This window comes from Idiomarina sp. UBA3176, assembly GCF_002364295.1.
GTDB lineage: Bacteria > Pseudomonadota > Gammaproteobacteria > Enterobacterales > Alteromonadaceae > Idiomarina > Idiomarina loihiensis.
Map to the genome: position 1 here is coordinate 304,632 of NZ_DEXU01000023.1, position 26,449 is coordinate 331,080.

24 protein-coding genes are annotated in these 26,449 nt (G+C 46.0%); 17 read left to right on the top strand and 7 right to left on the bottom strand.

Annotated elements, in window-relative coordinates; all coding sequences use genetic code 11:
• The first annotated feature begins 81 nt into the window (after positions 1 to 81).
• From ccoN to ttcA, 10 genes are all read left to right on the top strand, one after another.
• Positions 82 to 1,518 carry a cytochrome-c oxidase, cbb3-type subunit I gene (gene ccoN, locus B2U97_RS11050; RefSeq protein ID WP_011234543.1) on the top strand — a complete coding sequence of 479 codons (1,437 nt, stop codon included), beginning with the start codon at positions 82 to 84 and terminating at the stop codon, positions 1,516 to 1,518.
• 11 nt (positions 1,519 to 1,529) lie between these two features.
• Entirely contained in the window at positions 1,530 to 2,150 is a 621-nt protein-coding gene (ccoO, locus tag B2U97_RS11055; protein WP_011234544.1) for a cytochrome-c oxidase, cbb3-type subunit II, read from the top strand.
• Positions 2,150 to 2,332, top strand: a complete 183-nt coding sequence (locus B2U97_RS11060; protein ID WP_011234545.1) for a cbb3-type cytochrome oxidase subunit 3 — start codon at positions 2,150 to 2,152, stop codon at positions 2,330 to 2,332. Before ccoO ends, B2U97_RS11060 begins: the two co-directional genes overlap by 1 nt.
• Positions 2,325 to 3,278: a cytochrome-c oxidase, cbb3-type subunit III gene (ccoP, locus tag B2U97_RS11065; protein WP_011234546.1), complete on the top strand. Its 954-nt coding sequence runs from the start codon at positions 2,325 to 2,327 to the stop codon at positions 3,276 to 3,278. The genes B2U97_RS11060 and ccoP overlap by 8 nt, the downstream gene beginning before the upstream one ends.
• A gap of 53 nt (positions 3,279 to 3,331) precedes the next feature.
• Positions 3,332 to 3,829: a FixH family protein gene (locus tag B2U97_RS11070; RefSeq protein WP_011234547.1), complete on the top strand. Its 498-nt coding sequence runs from the start codon at positions 3,332 to 3,334 to the stop codon at positions 3,827 to 3,829.
• 4 nt (positions 3,830 to 3,833) lie between these two features.
• Positions 3,834 to 6,212 carry a heavy metal translocating P-type ATPase gene (locus tag B2U97_RS11075; RefSeq protein ID WP_286823312.1) on the top strand — a complete coding sequence of 793 codons (2,379 nt, stop codon included), beginning with the start codon at positions 3,834 to 3,836 and terminating at the stop codon, positions 6,210 to 6,212.
• Positions 6,209 to 6,394 carry a cbb3-type cytochrome oxidase assembly protein CcoS gene (gene ccoS / locus B2U97_RS11080; RefSeq protein ID WP_011234549.1) on the top strand — a complete coding sequence of 62 codons (186 nt, stop codon included), beginning with the start codon at positions 6,209 to 6,211 and terminating at the stop codon, positions 6,392 to 6,394. Before B2U97_RS11075 ends, ccoS begins: the two co-directional genes overlap by 4 nt.
• On the top strand, positions 6,366 to 7,034 hold the full coding sequence (locus tag B2U97_RS11085; protein ID WP_286823313.1) for a sulfite exporter TauE/SafE family protein: 669 nt from the start codon (positions 6,366 to 6,368) through the stop codon (positions 7,032 to 7,034). The genes ccoS and B2U97_RS11085 overlap by 29 nt, the downstream gene beginning before the upstream one ends.
• Before the next feature lie 68 nt (positions 7,035 to 7,102).
• On the top strand, positions 7,103 to 8,029 hold the full coding sequence (uspE, locus tag B2U97_RS11090; protein WP_011234551.1) for a universal stress protein UspE: 927 nt from the start codon (positions 7,103 to 7,105) through the stop codon (positions 8,027 to 8,029).
• 66 nt (positions 8,030 to 8,095) lie between these two features.
• On the top strand, positions 8,096 to 8,998 hold the full coding sequence (gene ttcA, locus B2U97_RS11095; protein ID WP_110013130.1) for a tRNA 2-thiocytidine(32) synthetase TtcA: 903 nt from the start codon (positions 8,096 to 8,098) through the stop codon (positions 8,996 to 8,998).
• A 69-nt stretch (positions 8,999 to 9,067) separates the two neighbouring features.
• On the opposite strand, the gene B2U97_RS11100 is transcribed toward ttcA, so the two are convergent.
• Complete coding sequence (locus B2U97_RS11100) at positions 9,068 to 9,913, bottom strand: glucosaminidase domain-containing protein (RefSeq protein ID WP_272990939.1); 846 nt, start codon at positions 9,911 to 9,913, stop codon at positions 9,068 to 9,070.
• A 7-nt stretch (positions 9,914 to 9,920) separates the two neighbouring features.
• Positions 9,921 to 10,676 (bottom strand): hypothetical protein, encoded by a 756-nt coding sequence (locus tag B2U97_RS11105; protein ID WP_110013131.1) that lies wholly within the window; start codon positions 10,674 to 10,676, stop codon positions 9,921 to 9,923.
• Positions 10,677 to 10,782: 106 nt separating this feature from the next.
• On the opposite strand from B2U97_RS11105, the gene B2U97_RS11110 reads away from it, so the two are divergent.
• The 6 genes from B2U97_RS11110 to B2U97_RS11135 all read left to right on the top strand — a co-directional run bounded on the left by B2U97_RS11110 (position 10,783) and on the right by B2U97_RS11135 (position 16,905).
• Positions 10,783 to 11,358: a pseudouridine synthase gene (locus B2U97_RS11110; protein WP_110013132.1), complete on the top strand. Its 576-nt coding sequence runs from the start codon at positions 10,783 to 10,785 to the stop codon at positions 11,356 to 11,358.
• Between the two features lie 80 nt (positions 11,359 to 11,438).
• Positions 11,439 to 12,554, top strand: coding sequence for a tRNA 2-thiouridine(34) synthase MnmA (gene mnmA / locus B2U97_RS11115; RefSeq protein WP_110013133.1), 1,116 nt, complete (start codon positions 11,439 to 11,441; stop codon positions 12,552 to 12,554).
• Positions 12,551 to 13,171, top strand: coding sequence for a high frequency lysogenization protein HflD (gene hflD / locus B2U97_RS11120; protein WP_011234557.1), 621 nt, complete (start codon positions 12,551 to 12,553; stop codon positions 13,169 to 13,171). The genes mnmA and hflD overlap by 4 nt, the downstream gene beginning before the upstream one ends.
• 54 nt (positions 13,172 to 13,225) lie before the next feature.
• Entirely contained in the window at positions 13,226 to 14,596 is a 1,371-nt protein-coding gene (purB, locus tag B2U97_RS11125; protein ID WP_286823321.1) for an adenylosuccinate lyase, read from the top strand.
• Positions 14,593 to 15,735 carry a cupin domain-containing protein gene (locus B2U97_RS11130; protein WP_286823314.1) on the top strand — a complete coding sequence of 381 codons (1,143 nt, stop codon included), beginning with the start codon at positions 14,593 to 14,595 and terminating at the stop codon, positions 15,733 to 15,735. Before purB ends, B2U97_RS11130 begins: the two co-directional genes overlap by 4 nt.
• 132 nt (positions 15,736 to 15,867) lie before the next feature.
• Positions 15,868 to 16,905: a Glu/Leu/Phe/Val dehydrogenase dimerization domain-containing protein gene (locus B2U97_RS11135; protein WP_011234560.1), complete on the top strand. Its 1,038-nt coding sequence runs from the start codon at positions 15,868 to 15,870 to the stop codon at positions 16,903 to 16,905.
• Between the two features lie 26 nt (positions 16,906 to 16,931).
• Here the strand turns inward: B2U97_RS11135 and ydiJ are convergent, their stop codons facing one another.
• The gene (ydiJ, locus tag B2U97_RS11140; RefSeq protein WP_011234561.1) at positions 16,932 to 19,961 is read right to left on the bottom strand and encodes a D-2-hydroxyglutarate dehydrogenase YdiJ; all 3,030 of its coding nucleotides are present in this window, start codon (positions 19,959 to 19,961) and stop codon (positions 16,932 to 16,934) included.
• Between the two features lie 2 nt (positions 19,962 to 19,963).
• Positions 19,964 to 22,330, bottom strand: a complete 2,367-nt coding sequence (gene ppsA / locus B2U97_RS11145) for a phosphoenolpyruvate synthase (protein ID WP_110013138.1) — start codon at positions 22,328 to 22,330, stop codon at positions 19,964 to 19,966.
• Positions 22,331 to 22,437: 107 nt separating this feature from the next.
• Between ppsA and ppsR the strand changes: the two genes are divergently transcribed.
• Entirely contained in the window at positions 22,438 to 23,247 is an 810-nt protein-coding gene (gene ppsR, locus B2U97_RS11150) for a posphoenolpyruvate synthetase regulatory kinase/phosphorylase PpsR (protein WP_011234563.1), read from the top strand.
• A gap of 30 nt (positions 23,248 to 23,277) precedes the next feature.
• Here ppsR and B2U97_RS11155 read toward each other — a convergent pair whose 3' ends face one another.
• The 3 genes from B2U97_RS11155 to htpX form a co-directional block, all read right to left on the bottom strand.
• A complete protein-coding gene (locus B2U97_RS11155) occupies positions 23,278 to 24,075 on the bottom strand; it encodes a DUF1338 domain-containing protein (RefSeq protein ID WP_286823315.1) in 798 nt (265 codons plus the stop codon).
• A 40-nt stretch (positions 24,076 to 24,115) separates the two neighbouring features.
• On the bottom strand, positions 24,116 to 25,474 hold the full coding sequence (locus B2U97_RS11160; RefSeq protein ID WP_110013140.1) for a class II 3-deoxy-7-phosphoheptulonate synthase: 1,359 nt from the start codon (positions 25,472 to 25,474) through the stop codon (positions 24,116 to 24,118).
• 72 nt (positions 25,475 to 25,546) lie between these two features.
• Entirely contained in the window at positions 25,547 to 26,410 is an 864-nt protein-coding gene (gene htpX / locus B2U97_RS11165) for a protease HtpX (protein ID WP_034823144.1), read from the bottom strand.
• Positions 26,411 to 26,449: the final 39 nt, after the last annotated feature.

Below are 26,449 nucleotides of genomic sequence, written 5' to 3' on the forward strand. Positions count from 1 at the left end.
ATAAATGCACTTTTACATGGATTGTGTCTGTCTGGTAAAAGTCACCTTTTTCCTGATCTTACATCACTGCGGATTTAAAAGATGAGTCAAACAATTCCACAACAACCGATCGAATATAATATGAAAGTCGTCCGGCAGTTTACTGTCATGACGATTATTTGGGGTATCGTCGGTATGTCTGTAGGCGTATTGATAGCTGCCCAGCTTGTCTGGCCAGAGCTTAACTTCAATACTCCCTGGCTAACCTACTCCCGTCTTCGCCCGCTACATACAAACGCTGTTATTTTCGCGTTTGGTACCAGCGCTCTTTTTGCCACTTCTTACTATGTTGTTCAGAAAACGTGTAGAGTGAGCTTGTTCTCAGACAAGTTGGCAGCTTTCACTTTCTGGGGGTGGCAGGCCGTTATAGTGGCAGCAGTTATTACTCTGCCTATGGGTCTTACCAGCACGAAAGAATACGCTGAGCTTGAGTGGCCTATCGACATTTTAATTACTGTCGTTTGGGTGGCTTACTTAATCGTCTTCTTCGGCACACTGGCTATTCGTAAAACATCACACATTTATGTGGCTAACTGGTTCTACGGTGGTTTCATTATCGTTATCGCCATGCTGCATATTGTGAATAGCTTCGCTTTACCAGTGTCGTTTATGAAGTCTTATTCAATCTATTCAGGTGCTGTCGATGCCATGGTTCAATGGTGGTACGGGCATAACGCGGTAGGTTTCCTACTGACCGCTGGCTTCCTGGGTATGATGTATTACTTTGTACCGAAGCAAGCTGAGCGCCCTGTTTACTCTTACCGCTTGTCGGTTGTTCACTTCTGGGCACTTATTTCCTTATACATATGGGCCGGACCTCACCATTTACACTATACCGCGTTACCAGACTGGACTCAGTCGGTCGGTATGGTCATGTCTGTTATCCTGTTCGTGCCTTCATGGGGCGGCATGATTAACGGTATCATGACATTATCTGGTGCATGGCATAAGCTACGAACCGACCCAATTTTGCGTTTCTTAATTGTTTCTCTGTCATTCTACGGCATGTCGACTTTCGAAGGCCCGATGATGGCAATCAAATCAGTGAACGCACTTTCTCACTATACTGACTGGACTGTGGGTCACGTACACTCAGGTGCTTTAGGCTGGGTTGCTATGATCACTATCGGTTCCATGTACTACCTGGTACCTCGCCTGTTTAACCAGAAAGAAATTCACAGCATTAAGCTGGTGAACGTTCATTTCTGGCTGCACACTATTGGCGTTGTTTTCTACATCGTCTCAATGTGGATTTCAGGTGTGATGCAAGGTCTTATGTGGCGTGCGACAAACTCTGACGGAACCTTAACTTACAGTTTCGTAGAGAGTGTTCAGGCATCATACCCATTCTGGACAGGCCGTTTTATCGGTGGTGTTTTCATTGTAATTGGTATGTTGCTGATGGCTTATAACTGTTATCAGACAATTCGTGCCGGCCGTCGTGAGACAGCTGCAGGCAACGTCGTACAAACTGCCTGAGGGAGAGAATAATGAGTCGTTTTAAACACGAATTTGTTGAAAAGAACTTAGGTTGGTTGTCAATTTTAATGATCATTGCGGTTTCAATCGGTGGGTTAGTAGAAATTACTCCCCTACTGTTTCAAAACCAGACCAATGAACCCATAAAAGGTTTGCAGCCATACACCGCGTTAGAGCTTGAAGGTCGCGATATTTATATGCGCGAAGGTTGTAACAACTGCCACAGCCAGATGATTCGTCCTTTCCGTGCAGAAACGGAGCGTTACGGACACTATTCATTAGCTGGTGAGCACGTTTGGGAATTCCCTCACCTTTGGGGTTCTAAGCGCACGGGTCCAGATTTGGCTCGTGTGGGTGACCGTTACAGCGATGAATGGCATCACGTTCATTTAATGAACCCTCGTAATGTGGTTCCTGAATCTAATATGCCAGCGTTCCCTTGGCTTGCAGAAAACAAGCTAACGGGTGAATACACAGCTAAGAAGATGGAAGTTATGCGGACATTGGGCGTTCCTTACGAAGACAAGGACATCGCCGGTGCAAAAGAAGCCGTTCAGGGTAAGACTGAAATGGAGGCGCTTATCGCTTACTTACAATCTCTTGGCACAACGCTACAGCAGGCTGATAAGTAATGGATTACGGAACTTGGCGCGGCGTGTTCAGCCTGATCATACTGGCAATTTTTATTGCCATCGTGGCCTGGGCGTTCAGTCGCCGTACAAAAAAACAATTTGATGATGCGGCTAATTCTATATTTGAGGACGAATCATCAATAGATAACAGCGACAAACCGGAGTCGAAGAAAGATGAGTAGCTTCTGGAGTGCATGGATAATTGTTTTAACGCTGGCCACCTTAGTGGTATTAATTTGGCTACTGCGCTGGAACATGAAAAATTACACTCACATCGAAGAAGGTCAGGAAATGGACCACGAATTCGATGGGATTGTAGAGTTAAACAACCCTCTTCCTAAATGGTGGACCTATTTGTTCTGGGCCTGCTTTGTATGGGGCTTTATATATCTGGCTCTATACCCCGGGCTTGGGAACTTCAACGGCTTGCTAGACTGGAAAAGCTCAAACCAGGATGTTCAATCCTTAGAAGAGTCTCGCCAGGCAATGGAAGAAGCCCATGAAAAAGGGATGATTGTTGAGTATGACCGTGCCGTTCGTGCGGCGGAAGAAAAGTATGGCCCTATTTTTGCCGCATTTGCAGAGCAGCCAATTGAAGAGCTGGCTAAAAATGAAGATGCGCTAGATGTTGGTCAACGTTTGTTCCTGCAAAACTGTGCGCAGTGTCATGGCTCGAACGCGATGGGTGGTCAAGGTTTCCCTAACCTGACTGACGACGACTGGCTATATGGTGGTGAACCAAGCAATATAAAAACCACCTTGCGTGAAGGACGCCAGGGCAATATGCCGGCATTTGGTGAGCAGTTCAGCGATAAAGAAATTAATGAACTAGCAAACTATGTCGCCAGCTTAAGTGGTCGTGAACGTGATGCCGATTTAGTCGAAGCCGGCAAAGCAAACTTCGCAGTTTGTAGTGCGTGTCACGGAGCGGATGGTAAAGGTAACCAGCAGCTTGGCGCGCCAAACTTAACTGACGATGTCTGGCTTTACGGTGGTTCAATTAATAAAATTGAAGAAACTCTGAAGCATGGTCGTAACGGTGTTATGCCCAAGTGGAAAAACATTCTGGGTGAAGATAAAATTCACGTTATTTCAGCTTATGTCTACAGCTTATCTAACGACGAATAAAACCTAGTAAACACAGCCCCGCTACGGCGGGGCTTTTTGTATGAGGTCTCATTATGATTCAACCCTGGTATAAGCAGTTCTGGCCATGGTTTCTTATTTCCCTCCCCGTTACTGTCATGATCGTCTGTGGCGTTATTATTTATCTGTCCGTATCTCAGGGCGGCGTTTCCATGGTGGTTGATGACTACTACAAACGCGGCAAAACCATCAACGCAATTATCGAGCATGTTGAAGAAGCACAACGCCGTAATATCTCTTTTGAGTTTACTGCTGATAAAGGCCTGTTTACTCTTAAATATGCTTCTGGCCAGCCGGAAGAACTGTCTGCTCTACGAGTGTTTTTTATTCACGCTACACAAGATGAAAAAGACTTTACCCGCATGTTGACGGTTGCTTCAGATGGTACCTATCGAGCAGATATTCCTGAAGAGATAGAGGGCAAATGGACCATAACCGTTGAGCCTTTTAATGAAGTCTGGAAAGTAAGCGAAAAATATCAACTACCAAAATCCGAGTTGACTAAACTTCGTCCGTTATTATACGGAGTTTGATTGAATGGAATGTTTTCATTGCCTGCAGCCGGTTCCCAAAGGGGTTAATCTTGCTGTTGAGTACAAAGGTTCTGAGAAACCGGTCTGTTGTGCTGGATGTCAAGCTGTGGCACAAACCATCATTCAGCACAACCTGCACGCTTATTACGAACACAGAGACACATCTCAATTACAGGACTCTCCCGTTCTTCCTGAAGAATTAAATGATTTAAATCTCTACGACAACCCTGACTTACAAAAAGAGTTTGTAAGGCATGAGGGAGCCGACACCGAGCTGGCAACTCTCACCGTAGAGAACATTACCTGTGGCGCCTGTGGCTGGCTAATTGAACGTGAGCTATTGCGCCTTAAAGGTATACAAAAAGCGGTGGTTAATGTTACCAGCCGCCGGGTTCAGGTTAGCTGGTCTCCTGCTCAATTAAAACTAAGCGATATTTTAAGAGTTTTAGCCAATATTGGATACAAGGCTCTGCCATTCCAGCCCAATGAAGCCGAGCAACAATATGCAAGGCAGCGAAAGAGTTATATCCGTCGATTAGGCGTAGCGGGCATTGCTACTATGCAGGTTATGATGATTGCCTTTGGGCTGTATTTCGGCGTTGTCAGCGACTTATCACCTGACTTACAACGCTTTCTCTGGAGCGTCAGTCTGGTTTTCGCGACCCCTGTTATTCTTTATAGCGCACAACCTTTTTATGCAGGTGCCCTAAGAGCTTTACAGGCATCGCGTTTGAACATGGATATTCCCGTCAGTATCGCCTTATTAGGCGCCTACAGTGCCAGTGTGTACGCGACAATAACCAATACGGGTGAGGTTTATTTCGAATCCATATCCATGTTTACTTTCTTCTTGTTGACAGGCCGTTTTTTGGAGTTACTGGCAAAAGAACGAGCATTGAAATTTGCCACTAACCGTCTGACCTTACTGCCTAAGCTGGCTAACCGTGAAACTCCCGAAGGCTATGAATCCGTTGCTATTAAATTGCTGGAAACCGGTGACATTATTCGTGTGAAAGCTGGTGAGACTATTCCTGCAGACGGTGAATTACTGAATAAACAAGCTCAGGTTGATGAAAGCTTGTTGACCGGAGAAAGCCTGCCCAGATCAAAAAAACTTGGAGACGCGGTTATTGCCGGCAGTATTAATCAACACTCTCCAATACGGATAAAAGTAACAGCAACTGCTCAGCAAACAGTTTTGGCCGGCATTATCGCAATGCAGGATTCTGCTTTAGCGGTTAAACCCAAGGCACAGCAAGTTATCGATAAACTGGCGGGCTATTTCATTGCTGCAATTTTAACCGTTGCAGTTATTACCTATTTTAGCTGGTGGTGGATCCAGCCAGATCATGCTTTGTGGGTTACTTTGGCTGTTTTAGTTGCCACCTGCCCTTGCGCTTTGTCTCTCGCGGCACCGACAGCATTAACTGGCATCATTCATCGACTAAACAGAGATGGTATTTTATTAAAAGGCTCGGATGTCCTTGAGTCCGTTAAACAACTGAATAAAGTGTGTCTGGATAAAACCGGTACCCTAACGGAGGGAAAGTTTCGGCTGGTTGAGCGAAATGACTACATAGACTCTAACACCGTTGATGAACTGATTAGCGGACTGGAGCTTTTTTCCGAACACCCTCTTTCGGTTCCTTTAAGCCAGCTGTCGGACACCCCGGCGTCATTTCAGGATGTCACTAACGAGATGGGTTTTGGCCTGCAAGGAGAATTCAACGGTCAGTCATATCGCGCAGGTAGTGAAACTTACATTCAGCAGTGGCATCCGGAGTTTAAATCGACTAACAAGCACCAGGTCGTCATTGCGAGTAAAGAACGCATCCTGGCCGAGTTCAGAGTGGAAGATCAAATAAGAGAAGATGCTGCTAAAACCATTAACTGGTTAAAAGACAACGGTTATCAACCCATTATTCTAAGCGGAGATAGCGAATCAAGAGTTCAGTCTCTGGCTCATGAACTGGGTATACCTGAATATCACAGTGCCTTGAAACCAGCAGAAAAGCTTGCTTTTGTCACAGCTCAACAAGAAGCTGGGCATACGGTCTGGATGGTTGGCGACGGCATTAATGACAGCCCGGTTCTGGCAAAAGCCGACCTTTCAATGACGTTTTCTCAAGCATCTGATTTAGCGCAAACGGCAGCCGATGTTGTGTTGATGTCTGAATCCCTGAATCAAATTAAAGTGGTAATAGAAAGCGCTCTCAAAACACGCCAGATTATGAAACAGAATTTCATTTGGGCATTGGTGTATAATGTTTCTGTATTACCTGTAGCTGCTATCGGTATGATTGCTCCCTGGGCAGCAGCACTTGGTATGTCGCTTAGTTCTCTTCTGGTAATAGGAAACTCTCTAAGGTTGTATCGAAAATGAGTGTAATTTACGCATTAATTCCCATCGCTATAATTTTCGTTATTATCGCTGTTGCGGTCTTTTTCTGGGCGGTACGTTCCGACCAGTTTGAGGACATTGAACGTCAGGGACTCAATATTCTGATGGACGACGAAGATAACACCAATAACGCTGATGATGAATCCGATAAATCCAAGCGCTGATTTAGTTACAGCCTTGCTGATGGGGCTGGCCGGTGCCGGGCATTGCTTAATGATGTGCGGGGGCATTGCCAGTGCCATGGGCATTAATACCCGCCCCTACCATGTCTGGCTGTATAACTTAGGCCGGGTTTGTTCTTACATGCTTATTGGAGCTTTGGTCGGGGGAGCTATTGGCTTGTTTGCTCCGGAAGGTGGTTATACAACAATCATTCTTCGCTGGTTAGCTGTTGCTTTTCTCCTCTTGCTCGGACTGTATTTTACCGGATGGTTTTCAGGATTGGTGTATCTGGAAAAGTCAGCACGTCCAATTTGGCAGAAAATACAGCCTCTGGCCGCAAAACTCAGAAACAAGCCTGGTATTTTTGCCACCTTCTTTGCCGGGACTTTATGGGGCTGGTTACCCTGCGGCATGGTCTATAGTGCCCTCAGCTGGGCAGCTTTAAGTGGCTCAGCTAGCGGTGGAGCGCTAACCATGGCTGCTTTTGGTCTGGGAACCTTGCCGGCGATGATAGCCGCCGGACATTTCAGTCAATTCCTGCACCGCTTTTTACGCGCCCAGGGCGTGCGTACAGCTATGGGTGTTTTGCTAATAATCTATGCTTTATGGAGCATGTTGACCTTAATCAAACCTTTTTTCTAATAAAGCCTGCAAAGCGTTCTGCTTTCGTCTAATCTTAACAATGAACATAGATTAACTACGAGGTCAGTATGGACGCATTCCGTCATATTTTAGTTGTTATAGACGCTGCAGATGAGCAGCACAAAGCATTAAAACGCGCTTTACATATGGCTAGATTGAGCGATGCCAGATTAACGCTGTTTTTGTCTATTTATGACTTTTCTTACGAAATGACAACCATGCTATCCAGTGAGGAACGCGACGTTATGCGTTCAAATCTTATAGCGGACAGAAGAGCCTGGTTAACCGACGTATTGAGCGAATTTGATACCGATTCGGTTCGCATTGATATTGATGTGGTCTGGCATAACCGACCTTTTGAAGCCATTATTAAAGAAGCAATAAAACACAAGCACGACCTTATAATAAAAGGTACTCAGGTCAGTGCCAGCTTCCAGAATTTAATTTTCACACCAACTGACTGGCACTTGTTACGAAAAGCCCCCTGCCCGGTTTTGCTGGTTAAAGAACATGAGTGGCCAAGCCACGGGCAGATCATTGCTGCCGTTCATACCGGTTCTGAAGAAGAACATCACCAACAGTTAAATAAACGTATTATTGAACACGCGCAGTCCATGAGCAAAGTACTGAATGCAAGTGTGCACCTGGTCAATGCTTACCCCAGCGCTCCGGTTAACGTAGCGGTGGAGATTCCTGAATTTGATGTCAGCGAATACAGCGATGCACTCGAGCAGCACCACGTGAACCGTATGGCCGCGCTGGGACGTGATTACGGCATTTCCAGCCACTACCAGCATTTGTCGCAAGGTTTGCCGGAACAGGTTATTCCCGAAGCAGCAAAACAACTCGATGCGGAATTGGTGGTATTAGGCACCATTGGCCGCACGGGGTTAAGCGCCGCCTTATTAGGTAACACAGCTGAACACGTACTGGACCAGTTAAATTGTGACGTGCTGGCAATTAAACCAGAAGACTTTGTCAGTCCCCTCGCTTGAGTTTAATGCCTCAGGTATAATCCGGCTCCTCAGAACTTCCAGATGACACAGGTTGCAGGAGCCACTATGGCCAGTGAAAATAAATACAGTTTCAACAAGCTACAGAAACGTATTCGTCGCGATGCGGGAAAAGCCATACAAGATTTCGGCATGATTGAAGACGGCGATCATATTATGGTGTGTCTGTCAGGCGGCAAAGACAGTTACACTTTGCTGGACACCCTTCTCTATCTGCAAAAAGTTGCTCCTGTTCGCTTTTCTCTGGTTGCGGTCAACCTGGATCAAAAGCAACCCGGGTTTCCGGAGCATGTGCTTCCGGCCTATCTGGATAAGCTTGGTGTTGACTACAAAATTGTTGAAGAAGACACCTACAGCATCGTAAAAGACAAAATTCCCGAAGGAAAAACAACCTGTTCGTTATGTTCCCGTCTTAGACGAGGCATTTTGTATCGCACAGCGAAAGAGTTAAAAGCGACTAAAATAGCTCTTGGCCATCATCGCGATGACATGATTGAAACCCTTTTTCTGAATATGTTTCACGGTGGCAAGTTAAAGTCTATGCCGCCAAAATTGGCCAGTGACAATGGTGAGCATGTAGTTATTCGCCCTTTGGCTTATGCCCGTGAAAAGGATATAGAACAATACTCAGCTGCAATGGAGTTTCCTATTATCCCTTGTAACTTATGCGGCTCTCAGGAAAACCTGCAAAGAAAACAAATAAAGCAAATGCTTAACGGGTGGGACAAACAATTTCCGGGCAGAATTGAAAGCTTATTTACGGCAATGCAAAACGTTGTACCCTCACATTTGGCCGACAGTGCCCTGTTTGATTTTAAGGCCGTTACCGCAGACGGCGTTGCTGATGAAAATGGCGATAAAGCTTTTGATACTGACAGCTTTACTTCAAACTTTGAAACTGAAGAGAGTCCTGTTTTTGCCAGCAATATTCCCATCAAACATTTGGCCTAAACCAGATACAAAAAGAGGCTCTGAATTGAGCCTCTCTTATGTTTATGCCAATATAATTTCGCTTAAACTTTACTCTGGTTGCGGAACTTCCGGCGTATTCAATTCCTCGCTGACTCGTTTCACAATGGGTCGATTGATACGAATCATCGCGCGGAGTTCATCAATATACTCTTCTCCTCGTTCAGAGTAGCTTGATAAGCCGGTAATTAAATCTCTTGCCAGTATGTCCTCGTTATCCAGGCGTTTTTGCTCTCGCAGCAAACGTAAATCGAGATAAGCGCCATGAGTATTAATATTGCGCATATAGCTTTTTACGGAAGCGTTAACAGAATCAAACTGCGCAACTTCATGGCGCCCATCGTCATCTCTTTGGTTAGGAACTAAGCCGCAACCTTTGGAGTAACACCATTGGCCAAATAAGTTCAGACCTTGACGTGAGAATCTGGAAGTTCCCCAGCCTGACTCATTTGCAGCCTGAACCAGCACCATCATTTCTGGAATAATATCAATACGGCGCTTCAACAAACCAAATAAATTTTCATCAATCGCAATATCGTCTTCCAGTCGATAATACTCTATCCAATCTGCTATTCGTTTTTTATCCGCTTCGGTCAGTTCATTGCTTTTAAATCGTTCGTGAATTGCCTTGAGGTATGCTCTGTCATGCAATATTCGTATATTTTCGGCCTCCACCAAAGGCAGTAAAAAGCGAAAGAATTCTTCTTTCTTTTCTGTAACATCGGTCATCGACATAAAATCTGGTAAGTCTCTTTGAACCGGCACTTCAGGAATTGCCGGTAAATGAGCCGTGACTGACTGTTCAGGTGTTTCTACCTCGGTATCTTTAATAAGCCAGGGTAAAAGTAATGCCGCTACGCTCAGTATAATAAATAGTAATATGGTTAATAATCGCATGTAGTCCTCAAGCCGAAATATTCTCAGACGAACTGTCTTTTTTGGGTTTCTCAATAACTGTTACGCCAATGACTTCTCTATAGACCACTCCAATAAGGTTATAAATCATTGGTAACATCCAGATAAGTCCTAGCCCGAAGGGGATAATGGCCAGAAGTAACAAGCCCGCAAGAATCAAAAATAACAAGATAAATTTAGGCAGCTTGAAATGGATAATTTTTATTGAATAGTACAAGGCGTTTAACGGGCCAACTCCTCGCTCAATAACTAATGGCATGGCGAGGGTCAAAATAACCGTAATATAAAGTTGCGCCAAAATAGAAATATTTGGATGAATCAACCCAAATAATTGACTGGCTACAATGCTTAACAAAGTACTTATTAGAGCGACAGCAATTAAAGGGAACATCACATTGAAACCGTTAAAAACATCTGCGCTTTTTGTGCCAATACCGACGCTGTGCTTGATACCCATTAACATCAAGCCACCTAATAAAGGAGCGCTGATTACAGCTTGTATAATGCTGGAAAAGTACTGAAGTTTTATTGATGTTTGCAGGCTCTCAATCGAAAACACGTTCATCAAAATGAGTACCATTACCACATTAATACCCAGTAAAACCAAAAAGCCACCAATTAACGGGGTCAAGTTTGATTTGGTAATGTTAAAAGCCTGTTCAAAAACTTGCCGCAACGACAGCTGATAGTTTCCTTTAAGCGATTCAACTAATGAACCACCAATTATTACTTTGTTATCATCCACAGAAATTCCCACACTTTTTTGATCAGTAAGATAAACTAGCGCCCGATATACTAGAGTATCCTCTGGTACGATCCAATTTAAATCGACAGAACAATCTGAGGCAGTCATGAAATCGCAGACAAAACGACCGGCAAACCCCAAGTTGGTTTTACTAAACAAGCCTTACGGCGTTTTATCTCAGTTTACCGGAGAAGAAGGCGACCAGACTTTAAAGCCGTTCATTCCCCATAACGACGTATACCCCGCCGGACGTCTTGATAAAGACAGCGAAGGGTTGTTGTTGCTAACCAATGACGGCGTTTATCAGGCTCGCCTTGCTAACCCTAAGTACAAAGTCTGGAAAACCTATTGGGTGCAGGTAGAGGGTAACCCAAGCGAAGAGCAGTTAGAGCAATTAAGGAACGGTGTCGAGTTAAACGACGGAATGACCCGCCCAGCTGAAGCCTTCGTTATGCCTGAACCAATGAATTTATGGCCACGAAACCCTCCCGTTCGTGAGCGCAAAAGCGTTCCTGACAGCTGGCTTTGCCTTAAAATTCGCGAAGGCAAAAACCGCCAGGTTCGCCGTATGACAGCGCATGTTGGGTTACCTACCCTTCGCCTGATACGGGCCGCTGTGGGTCCTTTTCAGTTAAAAACAATGCAGCCCGGCGAATGGCGTTCAGAACCACCAGTTTGGTAACTTCCTGAGCTACCCTCGTGCGCGCTAAAATGATAGAATGCGCAGCCAATTCAGGAGCTATAGTCAGTTAGGGTCAACCTATGTCAAATGCCAGTAAAAAAGTCATTGTCGGAATGTCCGGGGGCGTCGACTCCTCGGTTTCAGCTTACCTTCTTATGCAACAGGGCTATCAGGTAGAAGGCCTGTTTATGAAGAACTGGGAAGAAGACGATACTGACGAATACTGCGCTGCTTCCGACGATTTAGCTGACGCTGAAAAAGTGTGTGAAACGCTGGGTATTGAGCTGCACACAATCAATTTCGCTGCAGAATATTGGGACAATGTATTCGAGTATTTTCTGGAAGAATACAAGGCGGGTCGCACGCCTAATCCCGATATTATGTGCAACAAAGAGATTAAATTTAAGGCCTTTCTTGAGTTTGCCGCTGAAGCATTAGATGCCGATTATATTGCGACCGGACATTATGTGCGTCGTCAACAGCGTGATGGCAAATGGGAAATGCTGCGCGGCTTAGACAGTAATAAAGATCAAAGCTACTTTTTGTATACCTTGAGCCACGAGCACATTGCACAAACTCTGTTCCCGGTCGGAGAACTGGAGAAACCAGAAGTTCGTCGAATTGCTGAAGAACAAGGTCTGGTAACGGCCGACAAAAAAGACTCAACCGGCATTTGCTTTATTGGCGAGCGCAAGTTTAAGGACTTTTTGCAGCAGTACCTGCCTGCTAAACCCGGGCCCATTGAGTCGGTTGAAGGTGAAGCCTTAGGCGAACACGAAGGCCTGATGTACCACACGTTGGGTCAGCGTAAAGGTCTGCATATAGGTGGCATGGCCGATAATTCTGGCGAACCCTGGTATGTTGTCGACAAAGATGTCGAACGTAACGTTTTAATTGTAGCGCAGGGGAAGAAACATCCGCGTCTATACTCTCAAGGCCTTATTGCCGGACAACTGCACTGGGTTAGTCGAAGCGCCCCATCGGAGGCCTTCGATTGCACGGTGAAAACGCGCTACCGCCAGCAGGACATTCCCTGCCGGGTTACGCCGCTTAGTAACGGTGACTTTCAGGTTCAATTTAAAGAACCGGTCGCAGCAGTTACTCCGGGACAGTCTGCGGTATTCTACAGCGATGATGTTTGTTTAGGTGGCGGCATTATTGAACAACGCATTACAGACTTTGAGGTCAAGCTATGAACGAATGGCAGCAACGGGTAATTGCCTTAGCTGGCATGTCGTTAAGTGCTATGGCTGTGCAGAAGCTGGCTCGCAGCGGAGAGCTTTACCCGGAATCTATTAGCAATACCTTAGTGCACAGCCTTTTACAGCAAAACCCGGACAATATCGAAGATATTTACGGCGGACTGGACAACATTAAACCCGGTATCCAGGCGTTTATTCGCCAGGCCGGCAGCAATAAAAATAAGGACATTGAGGTTACCCGCTATCTGATAGGCCTCATTCATTTATCCAGAAGGCTCTTAAAGCAACCAGATATACTCAATTTACTGGGCGAGCGTATTACCCAGGTAAAACGTCAAAAAGAAGAGTTTGAGTTTGAAAACTACCGCATTCAGCAAAGTTTGGCTGGAATTTATCGCGAACTGATAAGTCCCCTGGGACAACCCATTCGCATTAATGGTAACCCGGAGTTTTTAAAACGCGACTCAAATCAACACCATATTAGAACCTTGTTGCTAGCTGGCATTCGCAGTGCCGTGCTTTGGCAGCAAGTAGGCGGCAAGCGTCGTCATTTCGTGTTTTCTAGAAAGAAAATGTTAGATACAGCGCAGCAACTGCTGCATGTCGCATAACCAGTAACAAGTAACAATTAACGATTTAATTAACCCTCGGAGAGCCAGTTTATGTTGCCCTTTTCCTCCTTGACGGCGGTGTCACCTGTTGACGGACGATACGCCTCAAAAGCAGAAATGTTACGTCCTATTTTTAGTGAGTACGGACTGATTAAATTTCGAGTGACTGTTGAGGTTCGTTGGTTACAATTATTAGCCGACGTTGACGGTATTAAAGAAGTACCTGCGCTAAGTAAAGAAGCAACACAGATACTGAACTCTATTGTTGAGAATTTCTCGGTCGACGACGCTGAACGCATAAAAACTATTGAACGTACCACCAACCACGACGTGAAAGCGGTTGAGTACTTTCTGAAAGAGAAAGTGGCAGATAACGAAGAGCTGAATAAAGTTTCCGAGTTCATTCACTTTGCCTGTACGTCCGAAGACATCAACAACCTTTCTCACGGTTTAATGTTGAACACGGCTCGCGATGAAGTACTACTGCCTATGATGCAGGAGTTGGTCGACCGGGTTAAAGAACTGGCGAAAGAACACAAAACCGTTCCTATGATGGCCCGTACACACGGGCAACCGGCAACGCCAACCACAATGGGCAAAGAATTTGCAAACGTTGCCGTGCGTTTACAACGTCAGCTGGAACAGCTTAAAGCTGTAGACGTTATGGGTAAAATAAATGGTGCTGTCGGTAACTACAACGCGCACCTGGCGGCCTACCCTAACGTTGACTGGCACTACATTTCAGAGCAATTTGTTACTTCATTAGGGTTGAGCTGGAACGCTTACACAACGCAAATTGAGCCGCATGACTATGTTGCTGAATACTTTGATGCATTAGCTCGTTTTAATACCGTACTCATTGATTTTGATCGTGACGTATGGGGCTATATTGCATTGAACCACTTCAAACAGCGTACTGTTGAAGGCGAAGTTGGCTCATCAACCATGCCTCATAAAGTAAACCCTATCGACTTTGAAAACTCCGAAGGTAACCTGGGTATTGCAAACGCTGTTATGCAGCATTTAGCTCAGAAATTGCCTATTTCACGCTGGCAGCGCGACCTGACTGACTCAACCGTTTTACGTAATTTAGGCGTGGGTGTTGCCCATACTGTTATCGCATTCCAGGCTACCTTAAAAGGTTTGAGTAAACTGGAAGTGAACGAAGCCCGTTTAGCGGCTGAGCTGGATGAAAATTGGGAATTAATGGCAGAGCCGGTGCAAACCGTTATGCGCCGCTACGGTGTTGAAAAGCCATACGAGAAGCTAAAGACCCTAACTCGTGGTAAGCGCATTACCAGCGATGATCTGGCGAAATTTATTGACTCTTTAGACGTACCTAACGCAGCTAAAGACGAAATGAAAGCACTGACTCCGGCTAATTATATTGGCCGTGCTACTCAATTTGTTGATGATCTTGTATGAAATTAGCTTTTGATAAAGACGACTTCTTAGCAAATTACTGGCAGAAAAAGCCTTGTCTTATCCGACAGGGCTTTGCTGATTTTACCGACCCTGTCAGCCCTGAAATTCTGGCTGGACTGGCGATGGAAGAAGGCGCTGACTCGCGGGTTATTGAATCTCGGGCGGACACTGAGTCGGGTTGGTTAGTGACTCACGGTCCATTTGAGGACTACGAAAAGTTCGGAGAAACCGACTGGACTTTATTGGTGCAGTCAGTAAACGAGTGGCTACCGGACGTAGGTGAATTGATAACACCTTTCCGCTTTCTGCCCGACTGGCGCATTGATGACGTTATGGTCAGTTTTTCCTGTGAAAACGGCGGTGTCGGCCCTCATCTGGATCAGTACGATGTTTTTATTGTTCAGGGCGCAGGCTCCCGGCATTGGCGGGTTGGCGACCGACAAGCAATGCAGGAACATCAGCCTGCGGAAGATCTCTGTCAGATAAAAGGTGAATTCGAAGCGGTTATCGATGAGCATCTGACTGCCGGCGACGTTTTATATATTCCTGCTGGGTGTCCTCATGACGGAGTTTCGCTGGAGCCATCTTTAAACTACTCTGTTGGCTTTCGTGCTCCATCGAAAGCCGAGCTACTGTTGCAGTTAGGTGATATTGCGATGCAACAGGAGTTAATGCAGGAGCGTTATCAGGACCCAACTCTTAGCAGCAAAGACGTTTCATGGATTATTGAGGAAAAACAGCTAAGTGCATTAAAGCAGTTTCTAAAAGATGCTTTGGCAAGCGAAGGCACTGATGCATTACTAGCAAAAATCATTTCCCAGTCTAAACGCCCTCTTCCCGAACCAGAGTTGCCGACCACCGCTGAGCAAATTCCGACTCTGCTCGCGCAACAAAATGCGTTTATTGAAAAAGCTTCGGGTGCCCGTTTCTTAAAACTTAGCGATACGCAGTTTTACGGCAATGGTGAAGCTTTTCACGTTTCACAAGAAGCTTTAACTACAGCGGAATGGCTGGCGCAATTGCAAGGCTCTGAAACTCTTGAAGAACTAGCTAAGCTGGCGAAATCACCAGCCGAGTATGAGCTCATTGCCGAAACAATTAACCAGGGAATCATCTACTTATACATTGATGAATCTTAAGTGATTCTGTGTAAACAAGAGTTGATAAACGCCCGTTTAAATACCTAAATTTATTCACATCTTAAAGTAGCGCGAGCCTTATCTAAATGGTAATGTTCGCGCAATTTTTGAAGCAATGAGGAAGTGAAACTCATGTCTCTATACGAGCATCCCGAATTTGATCACCACGAGCAAGTGGTGTTTTGTCATGATCAGGAATCAGGCTTAAAAGCCATTATTGCCATCCACGATACAACCTTAGGTCCAAGCCTTGGTGGTACTCGTTTATGGAATTACGCTTCTTCTGCCGAAGCGGTCACCGATGTACTGCGTTTGTCTCGTGGTATGACTTATAAAAGTGCAATGGCAGGTCTGCCTTTAGGTGGCGGTAAAGCGGTTATCATCGGCGACGCGAAAAAAATCAAAAGCGAAGAACTCTTCCGCGCTTATGGTCGCTTCATCGAGTCTTTAAGTGGTCGTTACATTACCGCTGAAGACGTCAACATTCGTACTGAAGACATCGGTATGGTCGCAAAAGAGACCAGCTACGTTGCAGGCACGGCCGATAAAGCCGGCGACCCTTCACCTCATACAGCACTGGGTACTTACCTTGGTCTTAAAGCGGCAGCAAAACACAAATTAGGTAGCGAAGATCTTAAAGGTGTTAAAATTGCCATTCAGGGTCTGGGTGCTGTTGGCTACGATTTCGCCAAGTACTGCGCAGAAGACGGTGCTGAACTTATTGTTACCGATATTAACGAAGAAGCCATCGAGCGTGCCGTTAAAGAACTGGGCGCGAAAGCTGTTGGTCTGGATGAAATTTATGGCGTAGACGCTGACGTGTACGCACCATGCGCTTTAGGTGCCACCATCAATGATGAGACTTTGAAGCAACTTAAAGTCAAAATTATCGCCGGCAGCGCGAATAACCAGTTAGCTAACCCTAAACATGATAAAGCCGTTAAAGATATGGGTATTTTATACGCTCCGGACTACGTGATTAATGCCGGTGGCGTTATTCATATCTGTTCAGAAGCCGCCAACTTTACTGTGGAAGAAACAGAAAAACGTGTGCGCGGTATATACGATACCTTAGATCAGCTTTTTGCCCGGGCACAGGACGAAGACCGCCCTACCGGAACAGTCGCTGATGAAATGGCTCGCGAAATTATCGCCAAAGGTAAGCAGTAAACGTCACTGCAAATAAAAAGCCTGAGTTAACTCAGGCTTTGTAAGATTATCTCAAGCGGGTGTCTCACCCGCTTTTTTTCTATCCGTTTTATTTGTGAGCGACACGAGAATCCAGTAACCAGTACTCCACTGCTTCCATACTCCTGAACCGCTTGTTGCCAGCCCATTTGATAAAGTCCCCGGCTGTCTTCCTGGTTCTGTTTCTCATGACCAAATGTACCGGCCATGCCGCAACAGCCCACATTAACAATATTCAGCTTCAGCCCCAGATTTTGAAATAAGGCTTGCCACTGTTTAGCTGACTCAGGTACGAAACTCTGTTCGGTACAGTGCAGCATTAGACCGTAGCGGCTGGTACTGAATGAACTGATATCATCAAAGTTCAAGGTATTAAGCCATTCTACAATCGTCATTACGTTAACTTCTGGTAGTTGACCATCGCTCGCCTTGCGATACTCGTCCCGGAATATCAATGCTGTAGAGCTGTCGGGCCCAATTAATGGAATACCAGCATCAGAAATAGGTTTTAACTGCTCGGTCACCTTTTCGGCTGTTTTCTCAAAGTCGCTGATAAAGCCTTTTACGTGCTGCGCTTTACCATGTCCTAAGAACGGCAGTAAAATCGGTGTGTAACCTAACTTTTTGATAAGCAGACCCAGTTTTAGAACCAAATCGGCCTCGTAGAAGGTTGTGAACGGGTCCTGCGCAATAACCACCGAGTTTGACTTCTCATCCTCGGTCAAACTCATTATCTGCTCTGTGGTTAACTCAATAAACCCGTTTCGACGCCAGGCGGTTCTTAAGTTGGGCGTTGAGAATAACGGCGTATCGACATAGCCAATACCATATTTGAGCACAAACCGGCTTAACGGATTATTAATCAGTAAATTGCTCAACCGGGGAAACTTACTCGCTATCGGCGCGGTCTTTTCAATACCTTTGACCAGATAGTCCTTTAACGGACGAGCGTATTTACTGTAGTAATGATCATAAAAACGAGCACGGAACGTCGGCACATCGACACTGACTGGGCATTGGTTGGTACACGCCTTACAAGCCAGGCATTTGTCCATGGACTCTTTCACTTCGTGGCTGAAGTCATTTTTTCCGGTAAACCGGTTAAGCTGGCGTTTGGCAAAGCCCAATGATTCTGGCTTTTCAGCCGCGTTATAGCCGGCGTTGTGAGTTAACCGCAACCATTCACGCAAAAGCCCTGCCCGCCCTTTAGGAGAATAACGACGGTCCCGCGTTATCTTATAAGAGGGGCACATAGCGGACTTAGGATCGTAATTAAAGCACAAGCCATTACCGTTACAGTCCATCGCATTTTTATAGCTGTCGCGTGTAGCCACCGGTATTTGACGATCAAAGAAGCCGCGCTTAACGGCATCGACAGAAATAAGCTCGGCATTGGTGTTAAACGGCGTACAGATTTTCCCCGGGTTTAGCTGGTTAAAGGGGTCAAAGCTGGCCTTAATTTTTTGCAATTCGGTATAGAGATGCTCACCAAAAAATGCCGGTACGTACTCTGAGCGATACCCTTTACCGTGTTCGCCCCACATGAGTCCACCGTACTTTTGTGTCAGCTCGGCAACTTTATCACTGATTTGTCTGAGCATGACTTCATCTTCAGGCTCACACAAATCCAGTGCCGGGCGCACATGCAAAACTCCGGCATCTGCGTGCCCAAACATGCCGTAATGCAGGCCGTTAGCGTCTAAAAGAGCACGAAACTCGTTAATAAAATCAGCCAGTTTCTCCGGCGGTACAGCGGTGTCTTCAGCAAAAGCTACGGGTTTACGGCGTCCTTTAGTTGCGCCCAGCAAGCCTACCGATTTTTTCCGCATCGCATAAATAAGCTGGATACTGGGTAAATCATCACAGACTTGATAGCCAATCACACCTTTGCTGTCTTTGCTTTTAATCAGCTTGTCCAGGCGTTGGGTTAAAGAGTTAACTTTGCTGTCTATTTCTTCCTGATTTAACCCCGTGAACTCAACCATGTTGATGCCATCCATTCGCTGACCTTCAACATCAGACAATAGTGGTTCAACTGACTTCCAGATTATATCCTGACGTGCAAGATTCAGTACGGTACTGTCAACTGTCTCTACTGAGGTTGCTTTGGCATCAACTAAAAAAGGCGAGTTCTCTAAAGCAGCCTGGAAATTTGAATACTTTACGTTCACTAACACCCGGTGTTTGGGAATAGGAGTAATATTCAGCCGGGCTTCACTGACAAACCCTAAGGTTCCTTCTGAGCCCGCAATTATTCGCGAAACATCTATCTTTTGCTGCTCGGCGTTATAGGCATGTTTCAAGTCATAACCGGTTAAAAACCGATTCAGCGGCGGAAATTTATCACGAATACTCTCAGCTTCACCGACACAGGTATCAATAATCTGTCTGTAAATTCGGGCAATGCGATTATCCTGCTGTGCAACAGTTTCGGCCTGTTCAAGCGAAACCGGTCCGCTATCAAGTACAGAACCGTCAAGCAGCACAGTCTTTAAACCAAGAATATGATCGCTGGTTTTACCATAAACTAAGGAGCCCTGACCGGATGCGTCGGTATTGATCATCCCGCCAAGAGTCGCACGGTTGCTGGTCGATAAGTCAGGTGAAAAGAAATAGCCATGAGGGCGCAAAATATCGTTTAGCTGATCTTTTACCACCCCGGCCTGCACTCGCACCCAGCCCTCTTTAGGGTTAACTTCCAGCACTTTATTCATGTGGCGACTTAAGTCCACCACAATACCAGAAGTTAAAGACTGGCCATTGGTACCGGTGCCACCTCCACGGGGAGAGAACTGCACACTGCTATTGTTTTCCTGACCTGCCAGCTTCATCAGCAATACAAGGTCGGTTTGATTAAGAGGATACAAAACGGCCTGAGGCAGGTTTTGGTAAACGCTGTTATCCGTGGCCGCGATTAAACGGCCCGAATAACTCACGTCAATTTCACCTGCAAACTCTGAGCTTCTTACCTGCTCAATAAAGTGCCGGTAGTCATCTGGTAACGCATTCTCAGCAGCAATCTCAGGTAATACAGTCATACTTATAGGTTTTCCGCCAGGTACATCCAGGTTTCAATAACGGTGTCCGGGTTCAGCGATACCGAATCAATGCCCTGATCAACCAACCAGGCTGCAAAATCAGGATGATCCGACGGGCCCTGACCACAAATACCAACGTACTTACCGCGTTTCTTCGCCGTTTGAATGGCCATTGCCAGCAGTTTCTTCACAGCTTCGTCACGCTCATCAAATAAGTGCGCGATAACACCGGAATCACGATCCAAACCTAAAGTTAACTGGGTTAAATCATTAGAGCCAATAGAGAAACCGTCGAAGATATCGAGGAATTCATCGGCCAGCAGAGCATTAGAAGGCAGTTCACACATCATAATAACGCGCAGGCCATTTTCGCCCTGAACCAGCCCCTGCTCGGCCAGAAGTTCAATTACTTTACGCCCTTCTTCAAGAGTTCTGACAAACGGGATCATGATTTCGATATTGGTCAGACCCATATCGTTACGAACGCGTTTAATTGCTTCACACTCTAATGCAAAGCAGTCCCGGAACTCTTCTGAGATATAACGCGACGCGCCCCGGAAGCCCAGCATAGGGTTCTCTTCACCCGGCTCATACTGTTTTCCGCCAATAAGATTCGCGTATTCGTTCGACTTAAAGTCAGACATGCGCACAATGACGCGTTCTGGAGAGAATGCGGCTCCCAAGGTAGAAATTCCTTCGGCTAAACGCGCTACGTAATATTCGCGAGGGCTGCTGTAGCCGGCCATCATGCTATCAATCGTCTGCTTCAATTCGTCGCTTTGCTGGTCGTAATTAAGCAAGGCTTTAGGGTGAACCCCTATCATCCGGTTGATAATAAACTCCAGACGAGCCAGACCAATACCGGCATGAGGTAAGCTGGCGAAATCGAAGGCTCGGTCCGGGTTACCCACGTTCATCATAATTTTTAACGGTAGATCCGGCATGGCATCAATTTGTGATTCGGTAATATCAAAGTCCAGTTCACCCTGGTAGATATAACCGGTGTCGCCTTCGGCACAAGAAACCGTAACGGCCTGACCATTACTGATATGGTCAGTTGCGTCACCGCAACCAACAACCGCCGGAATGCCCAGTTCGCGTGCAATAATCGCTGCGTGGCAAGTACGACCACCGCGGTTAGTAACAATGGCCGCCGCACGTTTCATAATTGGTTCCCAGTCAGGGTCGGTCATGTCGGTAACTAATACATCGCCCGGCTGCACTTTATCCATTTCGCTAATGTCATTCAGAACACGAGCAACACCACGACCAATACGCTGGCCAATAGCGCGCCCTGTGCAGACAACGTCGCTTTTAGTTTTTAACGCAAAACGCTCAATGGCTTGCCCTTTTTGGTTTGACTGAACCGTTTCAGGACGTGCCTGGACAATATACAGCTTGCCGTCGACGCCATCTTTTGCCCACTCAATGTCCATTGGACGACCATAATGCTCTTCAATGATAAGAGCTTGCTTAGCCAGTGTTTCGACTTCTTCGTCAGTTACCGAGAAGGTCAGGCTCTTCGACTTTTCTATGTCTTCTATTAATGTCTGTTTTCCATGTTCTCTGTCGTCAGAGAAAATCATTTGAATTTTCTTGCTGCCCAGAGTTCTGCGCAATACTGAAGGGCGCCCTGCTTTTAAGGTTGGTTTATGTACGTAGAATTCATCTGGGTTAACCGCCCCCTGCACGACCATCTCACCAAGACCGTAAGATGAGGTAATGAAAACCACGTCATCAAAACCTGACTCTGTATCAATGCTGAACATAACCCCGGAAGAGGCAATGTCACTACGTACCATACGTTGTATACCAGCCGACAACGCAACACCGCGGTGGTCGTAGCCCTGGTGAACGCGATAGGAAATAGCGCGGTCGTTAAATAATGAAGCAAACACGTGTTTAATGGCTTCCATTACACTACTTAAGCCACGTACATTCAGGAAGGTTTCCTGCTGGCCGGCAAATGAAGCATCCGGCATATCTTCTGCCGTCGCTGAACTGCGTACCGCAAAGCTAAATTCGTCGTTGTTTTCACTTAACTCAGCAAAAGCGTCTTTAATAGCTGCTTCAAATTCTGGTTGAAAAGGCGTATCAATAATCCATTGGCGGATTTTTTTGCCAGCCTGAGCCAAGGCCTGTACGTCGTCAACATCAAGCGTGTCGAGCAAATCGTGAATACGATCGTTTAAACCACTTTGCTCCAGAAACTGGTTATAGGCATCAGCCGTTGTTGCAAAACCACCGGGCACTTCAACTCCTGCTCCGGCTAAGTTACTGATCATCTCACCCAGCGAGGCATTTTTGCCACCCACTCGGTTTACGTCCTGCATTCCCAGATGTTGGTACCAAACTACGTATTCTTGCACGTCACAATCCTTAATTGATTTTTCGGCATGGAAGTGGCATCTATTTTACACGCTGTGGCCCAACAAGTTAATATCGAACCTACAATCGGTTAAAAAGAGATTTGCCAGTGCGCTATGCATTTTACATTTCAGATGGTACAGCATTAACCGCCGAGGCCTTTGGCCACGCGCTTTTGTCCATGTTCCCGGTCAATTTTGAGCACAAAACATTACCTTTTATCGATAATCAGGAAAAAGCAAATGAGGTGTGTAAAACAATAAAAAAAGCCGTTTCCGACAGTGGTGAGCCGCCTTTAATCTTCCATACTTTCGTTAACGAGAAGCTAAAAGCAAAAATTACCGACTGTGGAGGCATTTGTTACGACTTTTTAGACCACTTTATTGCTCCGGTGGAAAAAGAGCTGGGTGTTAAGGCGGAACCGAAAACACACCGTACTCATGGTGTACATAAAAACTACAACTTTCGAATAGATGCGATTAATTATGCTCTGGATAACGATGACGGGAAGCGCCTGAATCAACTGGATAAAGCTGACCTGATTTTAATTGGAGTGTCGCGTACAGGGAAAACGCCGACCAGCTTATACCTGGCCATGCAATACGGAATTAAAGTTGCCAACTACCCTCTGACCGACGATGACGACTTTGAACGATTGCAATTGCCTAAAGAACTTAAGCAATATCGTCATAAGCTATTTGGATTGACCTTGTCGTCACAGCGTTTACATGAAATTAGAAGTCAAAGACGGGAAGGCAGCCAATACGCTTCTATGGCGCAGTGTCGGTTTGAGCTAGCGGAAGTTGAAAGGCTCTATAGCCGGGAGGCAGTACCTTTTATCAACTCAACCCATTATTCAGTAGAAGAAATAGCCGCAAAAATTTTGGCTAAAACAAACTTAGAGCGGCACCGTTATTAATGCCGCCCTAATATTCTGAGAAGCTACACTTTACTTCGCGTTGGTGCTTTCAAAAATTTTGTCCGCCGACGCTGCAACAAAGCCAGTATACAGTTTGCCGTCTTCAATTTCGTAGCGCTTAGCAAACTCATAGAAGCAACTGGGGATCTCAACAGTCTTATCAGAAAACTCAACTGGGTGACGGTCAGCCATAGTTGATGATTGTTCCAGATAAACGTCCGGAGACCCTTTGATTTCGCCGCCAGACGTATTCAGTTTGAAACCATTGTCTTTTAACTTCTGGTTTACCTGCTCAAGCGTTTTATAGCCCGGTAACTGGTTAACGCTGACCGTAAAGTGGTTAGCGCAATAGCCAAATGCAGCCATCCACGCAGCGTACTCACTTTCTTCGAGCAATGACTGGTAATCGGCATAACTGACTTTCCAGTGCGTACCCGAATAAAGAAAGTCCGGCTTTTTAGTGTCTTCAGCCGAAATCTGAGCCACCATCTCTTTGACTTTGCTCTGCAGTTCATCAGAAAATTCAGCCGTCATTAATTCGCTGATAAATACTTTTGGCAATTCAGGGTCTTCATGCTCAAAATGTTTTGCACGCAGTTTTTTCGCTTCAAAGTGGTAGTCACCACCCTCTTTGTAACCTAAGTCCAGAAAATGTTGTGCCAGTACTTCCAGACCAACAGGACTGATATCAAAAGTCCGAAAAGCAACATGATCATTAACGATCGGATGCCCTTCGCCTAAAATTTGATGCACCTTTTTTGCTGAAGGTGTACGCGATAAATAATCTTGCCACAAGTTTTCAAATAACACTTCTACCTGTTGCGACATATAAAAAATTACCTCTTAAATATTCGGTTAAAGGGGATGATCAACCCGCGCCGTTGCGAGCTGCTTTTAATGATTCTGCGACTAAAAACGCTAATTCTAGCACTTGATCGGCATTCAGTCGTGGATCGCATTGAGTCCGGTAACGACTGGACAAATCTGCTTCACTTATACGGTAGGCACCGCCGGTACATTCTGTAACATCTTCACCTGTCATTTCCAGATGGATGCCCCCAGGGTAAGTGCCTTCAGCTTGATGGATCGCAAAGAAATGTCTTAATTCTTTATGTATGGCGTCAAAATTCCGGGTTTTCAAGCCATTATCAGCCTTAATCGTATTGCCATGCATGGGGTCACTTGACCAGACCACGTTGCGACCTTCCTGTTTTACACGGCGCACTAACTCGGGCAATTTATTAGCCAGATTATCGGCGCCCATACGAGTAATTAATGTTAAACGTCCGGGTTCGTTGTCAGGGTTCAATGCGTCAATTAACTGAATGAGCTCATCCCCTGGCATGGTTGGGCCCACTTTTACTCCAACTGGGTTATGAATGCCGCGCATAAACTCGACATGAGCTTGATCTAACTTACGAGTACGTTCACCAATCCAGACCATATGCGCTGAGCAGTCATACGGCAAACCGGTTAATGTGTCAGTGCGGGTTAAAGCTTGTTCATAAGGCAATAACAATGCCTCATGCGAGGTGAATAGCGAAGTCTCGTGAATGGCCGCGTTATTCTCTGAGTTAATGCCCAATACTTCCATAAAGCGCAGCGCCGACTGAATTTCTTCAGCTATTTTCTGGTAACGCTCTTTTAACGGATTAGAGGCAATAAAACTTAAGTTCCATTTATGCACCTTGTGCAAGTTGGCCAGACCGCCCTGCGCAAATGCTCGCAACAAGTTCATGGTCGCTGCGGAGTGATGATAAGCTTTAATCATGCGTTCAGGGTCAGGTTGACGAGCCATTTCCTCAAACTCTGAGCCATTAATGATGTCGCCACGGTAACTGGGCAGACTGAGGTCGCCAATGGTTTCAAAGTCACTAGAGCGCGGCTTCGCATACTGCCCGGCCATGCGTGCAACTTTTGTCACCGGACAGGAGCCTGCAAACGTCATGACAATGGCCATCTGCAGAATGACCTTAAAAGTGTCACGAATTTTCGGTGCGTTGAAGTCACTAAACGACTCTGCACAATCGCCGCCCTGCAGCAGGAAACCCTCTCCTACGCAGACATTCTTTAACTGGTTTCTTAACGCTCGTATCTCTTCTGCGAACACCAGTGGCGGGAACTGACTCAGTTGCTGTTCTACTGCCTGCAACTGCGACGGATCGGAATACTTCGGTTGTTGTTCTATTGGCTTATCGCGCCAACTGCGCGCACTCCATTGGGCCATAACAAAAATTTATCCGCTTTATCGGTGAGTAAGAGTTAAGAATGTACCTCTGTATCCCTTGAAAAGCAACGACTAACGCCGTTGCTCAAGAGCATGAATTCGTTCTTCTAAAGGCGGGTGACTCATAAACAATTTCGACATAGTTGAGCGTTTTCCTTTAATACCAAACGCCAGCATAGTGCCATCGAGTTCCGACTCTTTGCCTTGCTGTAAGCGACGTAAAGCAGCAATCATTTTTTGTTTACCAACTAAATCTGCGGACCCGGCATCTGCTCTGAACTCACGCTGACGAGAGAACCACATGACAATGGTACTGGCTAAGACGCCAAATACGATTTCCAGCAACATCACGACACCATAATAGGCGAACCCACCGCCCCGCTGGTTATCACCGCCCCGCATTATCGCGCTGGCAATGATCCGCGCAAAAAACATGACAAACGTATTTATCACGCCCTGGATTAAGGTCAGCGTCACCATATCGCCATTAGCAATATGACTCATTTCATGTGCAAGAACCGCCTCAACTTCGTCAGCATTCATGCTTTGTAATAGTCCGGTACTGACCGCAACCAATGAAGCATTTTTACTGCGCCCGGTAGCAAAAGCGTTAGGCTCCGGCGATTGATAAACCGCGACCTGAGGCATAGGAACCCCTGCTTTTTGCGCCTGTTGCTGAACGGTACGGAACAACCATTCTTCAGACTGGTTCTGTGGTTTTTCTATGACTCTGGCTCCGGTTGAACGAATTGCCATCCAGCGTGATATCCAGAGCGATACAAACGCACCACCAAAACCAAACAGCGCACAGAACACCAGTAAACCCACTGACCCTTGTGCATCAATGCCGGTTACCGCCATCACAATATTAAAGACCACGCTAACAACCAGCAGAATGGCCATGTTAGTCGCTAAAAACAGCAAAATTCTCTTCATTGCTCGTACTCCGGGGAACTTAGTCTGCTAAGTTATGTG